Consider the following 14853-nt stretch of genomic DNA (forward strand, 5'->3'; position numbering starts at 1 on the left):
CCCGGCGAAGAACGAGACCGCGCCCACGGAAACCGCGCAGACGGAAACCGCGCAGACGGAGGCCACGAAGTGAGTGCCGTGACAGACGCCGTCCCCGCGGCGGCCCCCCAGGGCGCCATCGTGCAGTCCGTGCGCGACTCCCTGGTCATCGCCCGGCGGAACGTGATCCGCATGACCAGGATTCCCGAGATGGTCATTTTTGGGCTGATTCAGCCCATTATGTTCGTCGTGCTGTTCAGTTATGTGTTCGGCGGATCGATCAACGTCCCGGGTGCGGGCCTCAGCCCCTCCGGATACCGCGAGTTCCTGATGGCCGGCATCTTCGCGCAGACCGTCACGTTCGCCACCGCGGGCGCCGGAGCGGGCATCGCCGACGACATGCACAAGGGCCTCATCGACCGGTTCCGCTCGCTGCCCATGGCGCGCGGCGCGGTCCTGACCGGCCGGACCCTCGCCGACCTGGTGCAGACGGCCCTCACCCTGGTGGTCCTCGCGATCGTCGCCGTCCTGGTCGGCTGGCGCACGCACGAGAACTTCGGCAAGGTGCTGGCCGGATTCGGCCTCCTGCTCCTGCTCGGCTACGCGTTCTCGTGGATCGGCGCGCTGATCGGCCTGTCCGTGCGCACCCCCGAGGCGGCCACCTCCGGCGGCCTGATCTGGCTGTTCCCGCTGACGTTCATCTCGAACGCGTTCGTGCCGTCGGAGAACATGCCCGCGTTCTTGCGGACCATCGCGAACTGGAACCCCTTCAGCGCCACCGTGCAGGCCTGCCGCCAGCTCTTCGGCAACCTCCCGGCGGGCTATCCGGTGCCGGACGCCTGGCCCATGCAGCACCCGGCGTTGGCGTCGTTGCTGTGGTCCGTGGTGATCGTCGTGGTGTTCCGAACGCTCGCGGTGCGCAAGTACCGCCGGGCAGACGCTTGATCACGCTTCTTCGCTGCACCCCCCTGTACGGCCGCCGACCAGGCGCAGCCTGACCGAGCAGGGATCGACCAGAGGCCCCGGCAGACGCCGGGGCCTCTGTCGTTGCCTGTCAGGAGGTGAGGACGGAGATGCCGTCTCCGAGCAGCTTCAGCCCGAGAACGAAGAACAGGACCGCCATCACGGCGACATTGTGCTCGGCTGCCCAGTCCTTCCAGTTGCCGAGCGTCGTTCTGGCGCGCTCTCCTCCGAGGAGGAAGACCCCCAGTGGGGCCAGCAGGCCGAGGGTGGCGATCAGGACGAAGATCGCCAGCGATGCGATCTGCTGCCCGACCGGCAGTCCGGCCGAGCCGATCGCGGCGGCCGCGGCGATGGTCAGCGGGGCGTTCTTGGCGTTGAGCGCGGCCAGGGCCAGTCCGAGTCCGAAGATCTTGACCGGCGTGAGGCGGTCGATCGCGCCCATCCACTTCGGCAGCTGGGCTTGCGACGGATCCTTCGGGCGCCGGTGCCATTGCCGGGCGCCGAAGAGGACGAGGAACACGCCCAGAGCGAGCTTGAGGGCTCCCACCCAGGTGGCCGGTTGATGGTGGGCGGAGGCACCTGCGGGGGAAGCGATCGCCAGCATCACCGCGCCCAGTGCCGAGAGCCCCAGGATCCAGCCGACGGTGAAGAGGGGGCCGTTGAGACGTCCCCGAGGCGTGGCGAGTATGAGGATGATGGCGATGATCGGGAGCGGGCTGATCGCGACGCCGGCCGCAAGCCCCAGCACGTCACCGAGAACTTTGCCCATGATTACCTCCTGGTGGGTGGATCAGGGCGGCGATCGAGTTGAGCAAGGCCTGGTGAGAGTGGGTGGCCCGACTGTCTGTGCGGCCGTGGCTGGGGGGCTGTCGTGGGCACACGCCGGAACTGCCGGGAGCCCTGGGCCGGGGGCGCAGCCGTCCGGGAAGTGGTCCCTGTGAAACGTCGAACTCCTCGGCACGGCCCCGGGAAAGCGGCTGCCCGAGAACGGAGCGACGACCGACCCGGCAAGTTCCCGTTCCATCTTCCTGCGCCGTTCGGGATCTGTCCTCGGGAGCTCCTCGGAACGCGGGGACCGTGGCCTCGACCGGCGGTGCGGGGCGGTGCGTACGGATCCAGGCTTGCAGGTGAGGTCACCTGCGACGAGACGCAGCGATGCCCCCGGCGTGGCCGGGGGCATCGTCGTAGAGGTCGGTCCCGGCTCAGCCCTTGTAGGGCTCGGCCTTGAGGATCTTCACCGAGGCGAGCTTGCCGTTGGGCAGCTCGTACTGGGCGTCCTCGCCGATCTTCTTGCCGTTCACGCCGGAGCCCAGGGGGGACTGGGGCGAGTAGGTCTCGATGTCGGCGCTGGCGTACTCGCGCGAGGCGAGCAGGAAGTCCAGTGTGTCGTCCTCGTCGCCGTCGAAGGCGATGGTGACGACCATGCCGGGGGCGACCATGCCGTCCGCCGCGGGGGCCTCGCCCACCTTGGCGTTCTCCAGGAGCTGGGTCAGCTGGCGCACACGGAGCTCCTGCTTGCCCTGCTCTTCCTTGGCCGCGTGGTACCCGCCGTTCTCGCGCAGGTCGCCCTCCTCGCGCGCGGCCGCGATCTTGGCGGCGATCTCCGTGCGCGCAGGACCAGACAGGTAGTCCAGCTCGGCCCTGAGCTGGTTGTACGCCTCCTGGGTCAGCCAGGTGACGTTCTCGCTGGTCTGGGTCACAGGTGCTCCTCGTAGGTACTGGGAATACAAAGCATCGCCCTACCCAGAAGAATGTGCTTTCACGGGTGGGCGAAACCACGAGCCTAACAATTCCCGGGCAGAAGGGGGAGGACATAAGACATCAGAATTACGTCAACGCAGGTCAGCGCGTAGGTGCCACGGGTGATGCCGGAGGGGGCAGGCGGTGTGAGGGGGCGACGGCGGGTGGTGTCAGTCGGCGTGGCAGCCGAGCAGCTCCGCCGTGCCGCCGCGGGAGGTGGTACGGAGCGTGACGACCTTGTCGACACGGGAGGAGTCCTGGTCGAAACGGAAGTCCGCGCGGCCCACCTCGCTGCCGTCGTCGGCCTGCGAGCGCAGCGTGCAGTAGCCGTGGGCGCCCGCGTCCTTGCGCACCTCCAGGTGCACCTCGACCGCGTTGTCCGAGACGGCCTTGAAGGTGATCACCTCGGCGCTGATCTTGTTCGAGAAGACGTAGTAGTACGCGAACCAGCCCATCAGGGCGAGCAGGGCCACGCCCAGCACACTGCCGATGACCTTGAGTTTCCGGTCCGCGCGCTCGTCCTCGGAGCGGCCGTACCGGCCCTCGGGCAGCTGTGTGCTCGCCGTGCTCATGATCGTCCTCTCGGGGACGGGGTCCCGGAATTATTCGTCCCCCGATTCCGTCACTATAGAAGCCGCCCATGACGCCGAAACACGCCGGGCGCCGACTTGCCGACTGGCCTCACCGGCCGACTTACTGAGGATCGAGTCTTGACTGACCAGCTGCGACTGATGGCCGTGCACGCCCACCCCGACGACGAGTCGAGCAAGGGCGCGGCCACCATGGCGAAGTACGTGTCCGAGGGGGTGGACGTGCTGGTCGTGACCTGCACGGGCGGGGAGCGCGGCTCCATCCTCAACCCGAAGCTCCAGGGCGACCGGTACATCGAGGAGCACATCCACGAGGTACGCAAGAAGGAGATGGACGAGGCCCGCGAGATCCTCGGCATCAAGCAGGAGTGGCTCGGATTCGTGGACTCCGGCCTTCCGGAGGGTGACCCGCTGCCGCCGCTCCCCGAGGGCTGCTTCGCGCTCGAGGACGTGGACAAGGCGGCCGGGGAGCTGGTCCGGCAGATCCGCTCGTTCCGCCCGCAGGTGATCACCACGTACGACGAGAACGGTGGTTATCCGCACCCCGACCACATCATGACCCACAAGATCTCGATGGTGGCGTTCGAGGGGGCGACGGACACCGAGAAGTACCCGGAGTCCGAGTACGGCCCGGCGTTCCAGCCGCAGAAGCTCTACTACAACCAGGGCTTCAACCGCCCGCGCACCGAGGCGCTGCACCACGCCCTCCTTGAGCGCGGTCTGGAGTCGCCGTACGGGGACTGGCTGAAGCGGTGGAGCGAGTTCGAGCGGGCCGAGCGCACGCTGACCACGCACGTTCCGTGCGCGGACTTCTTCGAGATCCGTGACAAGGCGCTGATCGCGCACGCCACGCAGATCGACCCCGACGGCGGCTGGTTCAAGGTCCCGATGGAGATCCAGAAGGAGGTCTGGCCGACCGAGGAGTACGAGCTCGCCACCTCTTTGGTCGACACATCCCTCCCCGAGGACGACCTCTTCGCGGGCATCCGCGACAATGCCTGATATGAGCGCAAGCCTGGCACTGACGCACCTCGTTCCCCTCGCCAAGGAGGTCGACGAGAACAAGGTCACCCCCGGCGTCCTCGGTTTCATCGTCTTCGCGGCGTTGGCCCTGGCGGTGTGGGGCCTGATGAAGTCCATGAACCGGCACATGGGGAAGGTCACCTTCGAGGAGGACCCGGAGAAGTCCGAGAAGGGCGCCGTGGCCTCCGGCAAGGGGAGCGGCTCCGGTGCCGGTCCCGGCGGGAAGGCCTCGCCCGCGAAGGGCTGAGCCTGGTGTGCGCACTCCGGCCGCGGGTGGCCGGAGTGCGCATCCTCACCCTCGGCACCGTCCTCTCGTACGAAGGGGTCCCTCCGTACGAAGGGGCCTGTGTGCGCGGGGGCGGCCGTCGGCGTGGTCGTACCGTGACTCGCCGCGGTCACAGCGTGACCCGCTCCCGCCTGTTGTCCATGCCGCACTGCAGGGCGTACGCGAAGCCGAGCGGGTTGCTCCACGCGTCGGCGAAGTGACGGGCGAGTCCGTGGACGATCTCGCCCGCGGTCTCCCGGCCGCCGAGATAGCGGGTGACGTACGCGTGGGCGTACTCGGCGGCGAACAGCTGCGGCATCTCGATCTGCGGCCCCAGCACCCCGCCCGCGCCCGCCTCGATGAGCGATCCGCCCAGGCGTGCCGGCTCGGCGGTGGCGGGCAGCCCGGCGTAACCGGCGTTGAGGAACACCAAGGGGCGCTGCGTGAACAGGGGGCCGGCGCAGTCGCGCTCGGTGAGGACCGTACGGACATCGATGTCCTTGCCGTCGCTCAGCCGAAGGACGAAAAGCGGGGCGCTGTCGTCGGCGACGGGTCTGAAGTGCCCGTGGCACCAGAAATACATGAGCTGCTCGTCGAGCCCGCCGGAGCGCAGGGCGCGCACCAGTTCGTCGCGCAGGGCGCGTTCGACGCGGACGGTGCCGGTGGCGAGGGCGCTGTGGACCTCGGCGGCCCGGGTGACGCCCTGCGGGTCGATGCCCTTGTCGTGATTCAGGCTCACCACCGGTAACAAGGGCGGCAGCGGGGCGTCGTGCTCGTCACCGGCGGGGACCGGGAAGCGCGGGTGGTGGCCGCCGGTCTGCTCGATCTGGTGCCGGTAGCCGAGGAAACGCCGGAAGGCGTCGCCGCTGGGGCCGCCGGGCCCGTTCGCGGTGTCCTCGGGCAGCGCGAGCATCGGCCAGGGCAGGAACAGGTCGGAGTCGACGCGGATGCGCAACGGCTCCTCGCGGCTCAGCGCGTCGGTCAGGATCTCGCCGAAGCGCCGGGTGCCCCGGCCGCCGTCGCCGAGCAGCTCCCCGTACAGCAGATGGGAGCCCTGGCGGGCGAGCTCGTCGAGGATCCCGCACAGTTCCTGCCGGGGCTCGGCGGTGAGATCCGGGCAGGTGGCGTACGGGAAGTGGGGGCGGCCCCCGACCGGGATCCCGCCCGCGTCGACGGGCTGGAAGTCGACCAGCTCTCGTTTCCACAGCGCTCGCAGCTGCGCCGCGGCGGCGGTGACGGCGGCCGGCTTCACATTCAGCCGCAGCGCGTGCTCGGTCGCGGACGGGGGCGCGGCCGGGCCGTACATCCGGGCCCGGATGTGGTCGTCGGCGTGGGCGTCGAGGGCGAGGACCAGGTCCGGGTGACGGACGGTGGGGGCCGGGCGGCGGGTGAAGCCGCGGCTGGGGTCCTGGACGACCTGGCTGAGAAGTTCGCGGGCCATCGGGCTCAGGCCCTCCGCGCGGACGGGCGGGGCGCGGGCGCGGTGGGCCGGTGCGGCCCCGGATCGGACGGGACGACATCGATCTCGGCCTCGACCTGCTGGAGGACCGTCCCGGTGGCGGGGTCCTCGACGGTGAAACGCAGCCGGTGCGAGCCGGGGCGGTGCGGGGTGAAGCGGAACTCCGCCCCGTCGGCGGGGACGCCGTGCGCGGGGTCGATCTCCGCGTGGCCGAGGGAGGTCGCGCGGGCCGTGAGCGGGGGGAGCGGGGCGGTGGACCACGGGTGCCCGGGCCCGGGTACGACTTCGAGGGCGATACGGGCGGGCACGTCCGGGACGGGTATGTCGTCGAGAAGCGTCAGCCGGACGTGGGCCGTGGACTCGTCGGGGCGGTCGCGGTCACCCGGGCGTGGGAAGCCGGGACGCGGTTCGGGCTGGGTGTCGCGGGCGGCGCGCGGGATCAGCGGTTCGCCGGCCTCGGTCCACCCGAGCGTGTCCAGCAGGGCGGTGGGGTAGCGGCAGGCCAGTTCGTACGGCGGCTCGCCGTCCGGGGGCGGTCCGGCTTCGGCGAGGTCCACCCAGGCCTCGCCCGCCTCGTCGCCGATCCCATGGAACACATGGCGGATCTCGGCCGCCCACTCGCCGTTCAGGAAGCGGTGGGCGGGCGAGCGGAGCGCGTACTCGAGCATGGTCCAGGCCCGCCCGTGCGGGCAGTCCGCCTCCTCGAAGAGCGCCAAGGCCCCCTCGAACAACCGGTCAGCCTCGCGCCGACGCTCGTCCGTCCTGCCAGTCCCGCCCGTCCCGCCCGTCCCGTCCACGCCGTCCGTCCCGTCCGTGCGGGCCAGGGTCAACGCGTGGTGGTGCAGTGTCCATGCCGTCCCGAGCCGGTCGGAGACCTCATGGAAGCTGCCCTGGACGTCCGTGAACTCCTTCTGCCAGGGAAAGCCGGGCTCGTCCGCCCGTGCCACGGTCCACCACAGGTGTGCCCACGCGGCGCCGCGCCGGTCGCCCGCGCGCTCGTGCAGCCGACGCGCCTCGGCGAGGGCGTCCGGGTCCGGGGCGCCCGACCGAGTGGCCAGCCGCGCGAGTTCGCCGCCCGCCCACGCCTCGCCCGGCGTCTCACCGACCGCCCGGAACGTCTCCCGCGCGGCATGCAGCAGCGTCCGCGCGTCCTCGGCCCGGCCGCGTAATCGGCACATCCGCCCGTACAGGAAGACCGCCCACGCCTCGCCGCGCCGGTCGCCCGCGACCTGGTGGGCCTCCACGGCCCGCCTCAGCAGCGGTCCGGCCGCTCGCGGATCACCCCGGTCGCAGTGGACGGCCGCCCGGGTGAGCAGCGCCCAGCCGTCGGCGCGCCGGTCGGAGGGGAGGGCGGAGAGGTGCTGCTCGGCCTCGCCGAGGTGGCCCCTGCGGTGAGCGGTGACAGCCCGTTCGAGGAGGACCGTGTGGTCGTCGGGGGCGCGGGGCGTCGGTGGAGCGGCGTCGTCCCGGGCGTCCGCCGAGCCCACCAGAAGGGTCGAGCCCACCAGAAGGAAGGACCCCGACCCGGCGAAGGCACTGACCAGATCGGCGAGAAGGGACCCGTCCGCCGCTCCCGCGGGGACCCCGTCCACCACCACGACGCAGGGATGTACGACGAACCCGCCCCGGCAGGCCTCGACGACCGCGTCCGCCGCCTCGCCCGGCGTCCGCCCGGCCTGCCCCGACCGCTCCCCGGCGTCCGCCACCCGTAAGCAGTACACCGGAAGTTCCGCCTCGTCCGCGACCTCTCGTGCCACCGCGTCGAGAAACGCGGACCGGTCCGGGTCGGGTGCGCCGCTCACCACCAGGAGCCGTCTGCTCTTCAACTCCCGCCGTGCCGCGGCGAGGTCGCGTGTGTGCCCGACGAACGACACGGAAGTCCCCCTCGTACCCGAACATCCCCACCGAGCTAGCGCGCCGTGGTCACCGCCACCCCCATGACCTCCCGGGCGTGCCGGCTCGGCACCATTCCCAGGCGCCAAGCCTGCCATCCCGCGTCCAGGTCGACCCCCCGTTCCAGCAAGAGTTGGTAGGCCTCCACGTAGTCGTCGAGCTTTCCGTCGCGCAGTGGGTGGCCGGTGCGGGAGAGCTGCGCCAGTTCCTCCTGGGCGACGGCGCTGCCCACTTCGAGGCCGCCCGGGGAGCCGTACGGCAGAAGGGTGCACCTCAGGAACCTGGCCCAGTCCTCCCCGCGCCGGTCCCCGTACGAGGCGAACAGGCCGGCCGCCTCGTCGCACAGGGCGAGGGCCCCCGGCGTACGGGCGTTCCCGGCGTCGACCACCGCCAGCTCCAGGCAGGTCCACGCCTCGCCGTGGGCCACGCCGATGCGCTGGAAGTCGGCGCGCGCGTCCACCAGGAGTTGGCGGGCGAAGCCCGAGTTGCGCAGGGAGCCGGTCTGGGCGGCCCGTTGGTCGCGGGTGACGCGCGCCGAGTGGTGGCGGGCGCAGGCGAGCCCGTACACGTCCCGTATCCGCGAGAACATCGTGCGGGAGCGTTCCAGTTCACGGACCGCCTGGTCCAGGTTGCCGGTCTCCTCCAGGGACTGGCCCAGGTAGTAGATCGTCCATGCCTCGCCGCGCGCGTCCTCGTTCTCCCGGTGCCGGGAGGCCGCCTGGCGCAGTCCCTCGGCCGCGGTCGACGGGTCGCCGTCGACGAGGCGGGCGCGGGCCAGCTGGGTCAGGGCCCAGGCCTCGCCGCGGGCGTCGCGCGTACGGCCGTACAGGTCGAGGGCGTCACGCAACTCCCGTTCGGCGCGGGGAACGTCGCCCATCCGCAGGCCCAGCTGGCCGAGCTGGAAGTGGGCCCACGCCTCGCCGTGCACGGACTCGCCCGCGCGGTGCAGGACAAGGGCCTCGGTGAGCAGGTTCAGGGCGAGGGCGAGATGGCCCCGGTCGCGCTCCACGGCGGCCAGCGCGTGCATCGTCCACGCGCGGTCCGTCGCCAGCTCGGGGGAGGCCTGTAGGTCCATGGCCTCCTGGAGCTTGGCGGCCGCCTCGGTGAGGTTGCCCTGGTGGTGGAGGGTGATGCCGAGGGAGCCCAGGGCCCGGGCCGCGCCCGCGTCGTGGTGCGCCTCGAAGTAGAGGTTCACCACGGACGACAGGGTGGTGTGGGCCTTGTCCAGCTCGCCGAGCTGGCGGGCCGCGATACCGGTGCGCCACTGCACCGAGCGCACCAGCAGGCCCTGGTCGACGGCCTGCGTCAACTCGCTGATCTCGCCCAGGCGGTAGAGGTCGCCGCGCAGCAGGCAGTAGTCGCACAGGGCGCCGAGGAGGTTCAGCACGGCCGCTTGGTTCACGCCTTCCGCGTGGCGCAGGGCGGCCGTGATGAAGCTCGACTCGTCGTCCAGCCAGCGCAGGGCCGCGTCGAGGGACGTGAAGCCGTGTGGCCCGAACTGATCCGCTCGCGTCGATGTCTTGCCGTCGACCAGGCGGATCACCGAGTCGGCCAGCTCCGCGTAGTTCACGATCAGACGTTCCTGGGCCGCCGTCCGCTCGGACGGCTCCTCCTCGTCGAGCAGCCGTGCCTGGGCGAAGCCACGGACGAGGTCGTGCAGCCGGTAGCGGCTGCCGCGGACGTGGTCGATGAGGCCCGCCTGCGCGAGCGCGGTGAGGTGGCGGGTGGCCTCCTGCTCGTCCGTCGCCAGCAGGGAGGCGGCGGCAGCGGCGCCGAGCGAGGCCCGGCCGGCCAGCGCCAGCCGGCGCAGCAGGCGCCTCGCCGTCTCGGTCTGGTCGGTGTAGCGCAGCCACAGGACCCGCTCGACCGGCTCCACGGGGCCGTACGCGCCGAGGTCGGAGGCCAGCTGGCGCGGGGTGCGCGGGCCGAGGGAGGAACCCGCGATGCGCAGGGCGAGGGGGAAGCTGCCGCACAGCTCCCGTACCTGGTCGGAGGCTTCGGCGTCGTACGGGTCCGGCTTCTCCTGCGCCGCCGCGTTGAGCAGTTCCTCGGCGCCCGCCGCGTCCAGGGCGTCGACCGGGAGCTGGTGCACCCAGGCGGGGAGGTCGGCGGGCAGGTCGAGCGGTTTGCGGGCCGTGACCAGGACCAGGCTGTCCGAGCGCTCGGGGACCAGGGCGCGGACCTGCTCGGCGTCGCTCGCGTCGTCGAGGACGATCGTGACCGGCAGGCCCGTCAGGTGCTGGTGGTACAGCTCGCCGAGGCGTCTGACCTGCTGGTCCTGCGAGGAACGCTCACGGAAGAGGAGCTGCTCGCGGGGTGCGCCGAGCCGGTTGAGGAGGTGGAGCATGGCGTCGCGGGTGGTGAGGGGCGGCTCCTCGGTGCTGTCGCCGCGCAGGTCCACCACGCACGCGCCGCGGAACTGGTCCTTCAGGCTGTGCGCCGCCCGGATCGCGAGGGTGCTGCGGCCTGAGCCGGGGGCGCCGTGCAGGACGACGACGGTCGGCTTCGTCTCGGTGCTGGCGCGGGCCGCGTGCACCCACTGCGCCACCCGGGACAGCTCGGTCCGGCGCCCCGTGAACGGGCCGGCCGGCTCGGGAAGCTGCCCGAACGACTGCTCCAGTACGTTGCGTCTGCGCGCGGCGGCACTCTTGTCGGTGCGCCGCAGCTGGGGCGCACCCTGCTTGGCCCCCGCGGAGGCGCTGAGCACCCGCTGCTGATCGAGGAACGGCCGGATGCCCCGTACCTCCAGCGCGGTCAGCCACTGGAGCCGCAACTGCTCGGGGCCGCCCGGCTGGCCCAGGGCTCCCGCCCGTCGGCTCGCGGCCGGTACGTGCGAGGCGGTCACCTTGAGCACGGTGGCCGCCGCGCCCACCACGGCGACGGTCGCCCCCGCGCCGACGGCCGCTGCGGCGCCCGTGCCCAGCGCCAGGTCCGCCGCGCAGGCCGTGACGGCGGCAACCACCGCCACCAGCAGGGGAGTTCCGGCGCCCTCCCGGGCGTACCGCTGTCCGAACGTCAGCCGGCCGGCCTCCGCCTCGTCCAGCGCCCGGGTGTACGCCCCGTACTCCTCGGCGGCAGCCTCCGCCATGGTGTCGAGCGCGGGCCGGGCCCGCGACAGCAGCACGGCCCCGTCGCTCCGCCCGCCCGAGCGCCGTACCTCTTCCTCCACGGCCCGGGTCAACAGCCGCTCGGCCTCCGCCCGATGGCCTTCCCGCATGTCACGTCCCCCTCCGGCGGCAACTCCCTTGCGTTTCAAGTGTCCTTGGTCGGCGGCGTGAGCGCGAGGGTGCGACGCGATCAATGGGCGGCTGCGCCCGACGCGTCAGGGGCCGGGGACTGCGGCAGGATGGACCCATGCCGAACCGACTGGCCCATGAGACGTCCCCGTATCTGCTCCAGCACGCCGACAACCCCGTCGACTGGTGGCCCTGGTCGGCAGAGGCCTTCGAGGAGGCCCGTGAGCGGGGTGTGCCCGTGCTGCTCAGCGTCGGATACAGCAGTTGTCATTGGTGTCATGTCATGGCGCACGAGTCCTTCGAGGACGAGACGACCGCGGCTTACCTCAACGAGCACTTCGTCAGCGTCAAGGTCGACCGCGAGGAGCGGCCCGACGTCGACGCCGTCTACATGGAGGCCGTGCAGGCGGCCACGGGGCAGGGCGGGTGGCCCATGACCGTGTTTCTCACGCAGGATGCGGAGCCCTTCTATTTCGGGACGTATTTTCCGCCCGCGCCCCGGCACGGGATGCCGTCGTTCCGGCAGGTGCTGGAGGGGGTGCGCGGGGCCTGGGCCGATCGCCGGGACGAGGTCGCCGAGGTCGCGGGGAAGATCGTGCGGGATCTCGGCGAGCGGGAGATGAGCTTCGGGGGCGGCGAGGTGCCCGGCGAGGAGGACCTGGCCGGGGCGTTGCTCGGGCTCACCCGGGAGTACGACGCCTCGCGCGGCGGCTTCGGGGGCGCGCCCAAGTTCCCGCCGTCCATGGTGATCGAGTTCCTGCTGCGGCACCACGCGCGGACCGGTTCCGAGGGTGCTCTCCAGATGGCGCAGGACACCTGTGAGCGGATGGCGCGGGGCGGGATCTACGACCAGTTGGGTGGGGGGTTCGCGCGGTACTCCGTGGATCGTGAGTGGGTTGTGCCCCACTTCGAGAAGATGTTGTACGACAATGCGCTTTTGTGCAGGGTCTATGCGCACCTCTGGCGCACCACCGGCTCCGAGCTCGCCCGTCGCGTCGCCCTGGAGACCGCCGACTTCATGGTGGGCGAACTCCGCACGAACGAAGGCGGGTTCGCCTCCGCGCTCGACGCCGACAGCGACGACGGCGCGGGCAAGCACGTCGAGGGTGCGTACTACGTGTGGACTCCGCGGCAGCTCCGTGAGGTTCTCGGCGCGGAGGACGGCGAACTCGCGGCACGGTACTTCGGGGTGACGGAGGAGGGGACCTTCGAGGAGGGTTCCTCCGTGCTGCAACTGCCGCAGCAGGACGAGTTGTTCGACGCGCAGAAGGTGGCCGGCATGCGACGTCGGCTGCTCGCCGCGCGGGCCGAGCGGCCCGCTCCCGGGCGCGACGACAAGATCGTCGCCGCCTGGAACGGGCTCGCCGTCGCCGCCCTCGCGGAGACCGGCGCCTACTTCGACCGCCCCGACCTCGTGGACGCCGCGATCGCCGCCGCGGATCTCCTCGTGCGGGTGCACCTGGACGACCGGGCGCGACTGTCCCGTACCAGCAAGGACGGGCAGGCCGGGGCCAACGCGGGGGTGTTGGAGGACTACGCGGACGTCGCCGAGGGGTTCCTCGCGCTGGCCTCCGTCACCGGGGAAGGGGTGTGGCTGGAATTCGCCGGGCTCCTGCTGGACCAGGTGATCACGCAGTTCACCGATCCCGAGTCCGGTGCGCTGTACGACACCGCGGCCGACGCCGAGCGGCTCATCCGCCGGCCCCAGGACCCCACCGACAACGCCACGCCCTCCGGCTGGAGCGCGGCGGCCGGTGCCCTGCTGAGCTATGCCGCCCAGACCGGCGCCGAGCCCCATCGGACCGCCGCCGAAAGGGCGTTGGGCGTGGTGAAGGCGCTCGGGCCGCGCGCTCCCCGTTTCATCGGCTGGGGGCTTGCGGTGGCGGAGGCGCTGCTCGACGGTCCGCGTGAGGTGGCCGTCGTGGGGCCGGAGGGGCATACCCTGACAAAAGCCCTGCATCGGACGGCCCTGCTCGGTACCGCGCCGGGTGCCGTGGTCGCCGTGGGCACTCCGGAGAGTGACGAGCTGCCGCTCCTTGCCGGCCGCCCCCTCGTGCAGGGCGAACCCGCCGCGTATGTCTGTCGTAACTTCACTTGTGACGCTCCGACGACCGATCCCGACCGGCTTCGAACGGCTCTGAGCAGCTGAAATACACATCATCGGACTGCCGATCAATCGGCCGAAACGCGACCAGTGTTCGAATTGTTCAGCAAATGATCCGACTGTGATGAAACACGCTCTTCACCGGAACAGCCCGTGCGCTTCACAGATCGCCCATAGTCTCTGGATCGTGACGCGGCGGATGTGACACATCGTCGCGACTGGGGGTTTGGGGATCTGGGGGGATCTGTTGCTCACGTCTGTCTTTATTGCTGCCGTTTCACTGGCCCTGTTCTGGATGGCGGCGTTCACGCTCTGGTGGCAGATGCACGCGTGGCGCACGCCCGAGGTGCTGGCGTCCACCCGGTTCAGCAGACCGGACGGCGATGACCGGCTGGCGTTCTCGCTGCTGCTGCCGGCCCGCCACGAACAGGCCGTGCTCGACCACACCATCCAGCGACTGCTGGAATCGAGCCACACCGACTTCGAGATCATCGTCATCGTCGGACACGACGATCCGGAGACCACCGAGGTCGCCCGGCAGGCCGCGGCCCGCGACGGGCGGGTGCGGGTCGTCGTCGACCACCACGAGAAGAAGAACAAGCCGAAGGCCATGAACACGGCGCTGCCGCACTGCCGCGGCGACGTCGTCGGGGTCTTCGACGCCGAGGACCAGGTCCATCCGGAGCTGCTCGCCCATGTCGACCACGCGTTCCGCACGACGGGTGCGGACGTCGTCCAGGGCGGGGTCCAGCTCATCAACTTCCACTCCAACTGGTACAGCCTGCGCAACTGCCTGGAGTACTTCTTCTGGTTCCGCTCGCGGCTGCACCTGCATGCGCAAAAAGGTTTCATCCCGCTCGGCGGCAACACCGTCTTCGTACGGACGGACGTACTGCGGGAAGCGGACGGCTGGGACCCCGAGTGCCTTGCCGAGGACTGCGACCTGGGGGTACGGCTCTCCAGCGTCGGCAAGAAGGTCGTCGTCGCCTACGACTCCGACATGGTGACCCGGGAGGAGACCCCGGGCAGCCTGGTGTCGCTGATGAAACAGCGCACCCGGTGGAACCAGGGCTTCCTGCAGGTCTACCGCAAGAAGGACTGGAAGCAACTGCCCGGCTTCGGACAGCGGTTGCTCGCCCGCTACACGCTGATGACGCCGTATCTGCAGGCCGTCTCCGGGGTGGTCATCCCGCTCAACGTGGCCATCGCGCTCTTCCTCGACGTGCCCGTCGGAATCGCCTTCATCACCTTCCTGCCGGCGGTGACCGCCCTGGTCACCTTCGTCTTCGAGCTCGTCGGACTGCACGACTTCGGCAAGCAGTACGGGCTGCGCGTGCGGTTCGTCCACTACCTGAAGCTCGTGGTCGGCGGCCCCTTCTATCAGGTGCTCCTCGCCGGTGCGGCCGTCCGTGCCGTATGGCGTGAGCAAAGGGGACGCAACGACTGGGAGTTGACCAGTCATGTCGGCGCGCACCTCACCGAGGCCGAAGCGGCCCGCTAGGACCTGAAGCCACCCGCCGGGCATCCCTGCCGGCGGGCAGGCCCCAGTTTCGTACGCCTTGGTGCCGCATGCCCCGGTGCCACAGGTCTTGGTGCCGCAG

At 71.0% G+C, this 14853-nt stretch carries 11 protein-coding genes; 5 read left to right on the plus strand and 6 right to left on the minus strand.

Annotated elements, in window-relative coordinates; genetic code table 11:
• The first annotated feature begins 69 nt into the window (after window positions 1-69).
• A complete protein-coding gene (locus ACIRA5_RS32160) occupies window positions 70-924 on the plus strand; it encodes an ABC transporter permease (RefSeq protein WP_352049817.1) in 855 nt (284 codons plus the stop codon).
• 109 nt (window positions 925-1033) lie between these two features.
• Here ACIRA5_RS32160 and ACIRA5_RS32165 read toward each other — a convergent pair whose 3' ends face one another.
• From ACIRA5_RS32165 to ACIRA5_RS32175, 3 genes are all read right to left on the minus strand, one after another.
• Window positions 1034-1711: a GAP family protein gene (locus tag ACIRA5_RS32165; protein ID WP_403696678.1), complete on the minus strand. Its 678-nt coding sequence runs from the start codon at window positions 1709-1711 to the stop codon at window positions 1034-1036.
• 433 nt (window positions 1712-2144) lie between these two features.
• Window positions 2145-2642 carry a transcription elongation factor GreA gene (gene greA, locus ACIRA5_RS32170; protein WP_054234773.1) on the minus strand — a complete coding sequence of 166 codons (498 nt, stop codon included), beginning with the start codon at window positions 2640-2642 and terminating at the stop codon, window positions 2145-2147.
• A 210-nt stretch (window positions 2643-2852) separates the two neighbouring features.
• Window positions 2853-3254 carry a DUF4307 domain-containing protein gene (locus tag ACIRA5_RS32175; RefSeq protein WP_382122294.1) on the minus strand — a complete coding sequence of 134 codons (402 nt, stop codon included), beginning with the start codon at window positions 3252-3254 and terminating at the stop codon, window positions 2853-2855.
• Window positions 3255-3413: 159 nt separating this feature from the next.
• On the opposite strand from ACIRA5_RS32175, the gene mca reads away from it, so the two are divergent.
• Window positions 3414-4274: a mycothiol conjugate amidase Mca gene (gene mca, locus ACIRA5_RS32180; RefSeq protein WP_403697218.1), complete on the plus strand. Its 861-nt coding sequence runs from the start codon at window positions 3414-3416 to the stop codon at window positions 4272-4274.
• On the plus strand, window positions 4267-4542 hold the full coding sequence (locus ACIRA5_RS32185; RefSeq protein WP_403696683.1) for a hypothetical protein: 276 nt from the start codon (window positions 4267-4269) through the stop codon (window positions 4540-4542). The genes mca and ACIRA5_RS32185 overlap by 8 nt, the downstream gene beginning before the upstream one ends.
• A gap of 148 nt (window positions 4543-4690) precedes the next feature.
• Here the strand turns inward: ACIRA5_RS32185 and ACIRA5_RS32190 are convergent, their stop codons facing one another.
• The 3 genes from ACIRA5_RS32190 to ACIRA5_RS32200 are packed head-to-tail and all read right to left on the minus strand — an operon-like array spanning window position 4691 to window position 11129.
• On the minus strand, window positions 4691-6001 hold the full coding sequence (locus ACIRA5_RS32190) for a hypothetical protein (protein ID WP_403696685.1): 1311 nt from the start codon (window positions 5999-6001) through the stop codon (window positions 4691-4693).
• Window positions 6002-6006: 5 nt separating this feature from the next.
• Window positions 6007-7893, minus strand: coding sequence for a tetratricopeptide repeat protein (locus tag ACIRA5_RS32195; RefSeq protein ID WP_403696686.1), 1887 nt, complete (start codon window positions 7891-7893; stop codon window positions 6007-6009).
• 35 nt (window positions 7894-7928) lie between these two features.
• Entirely contained in the window at window positions 7929-11129 is a 3201-nt protein-coding gene (locus tag ACIRA5_RS32200) for a hypothetical protein (protein WP_403696688.1), read from the minus strand.
• A 137-nt stretch (window positions 11130-11266) separates the two neighbouring features.
• Here ACIRA5_RS32200 and ACIRA5_RS32205 point away from each other — a divergent pair, with 137 nt between their 5' ends.
• Both ACIRA5_RS32205 and ACIRA5_RS32210 read left to right on the plus strand, forming a co-directional pair.
• Window positions 11267-13297, plus strand: a complete 2031-nt coding sequence (locus ACIRA5_RS32205; RefSeq protein WP_403696690.1) for a thioredoxin domain-containing protein — start codon at window positions 11267-11269, stop codon at window positions 13295-13297.
• Window positions 13298-13499: 202 nt separating this feature from the next.
• Complete coding sequence (locus ACIRA5_RS32210) at window positions 13500-14753, plus strand: glycosyltransferase (protein WP_403696693.1); 1254 nt, start codon at window positions 13500-13502, stop codon at window positions 14751-14753.
• The last annotated feature ends 100 nt before the right edge of the window (window positions 14754-14853 follow it).

It is taken from the genome of Streptomyces sp. NPDC096311 (assembly GCF_044763085.1).
Taxonomy (GTDB): domain Bacteria; phylum Actinomycetota; class Actinomycetes; order Streptomycetales; family Streptomycetaceae; genus Streptomyces.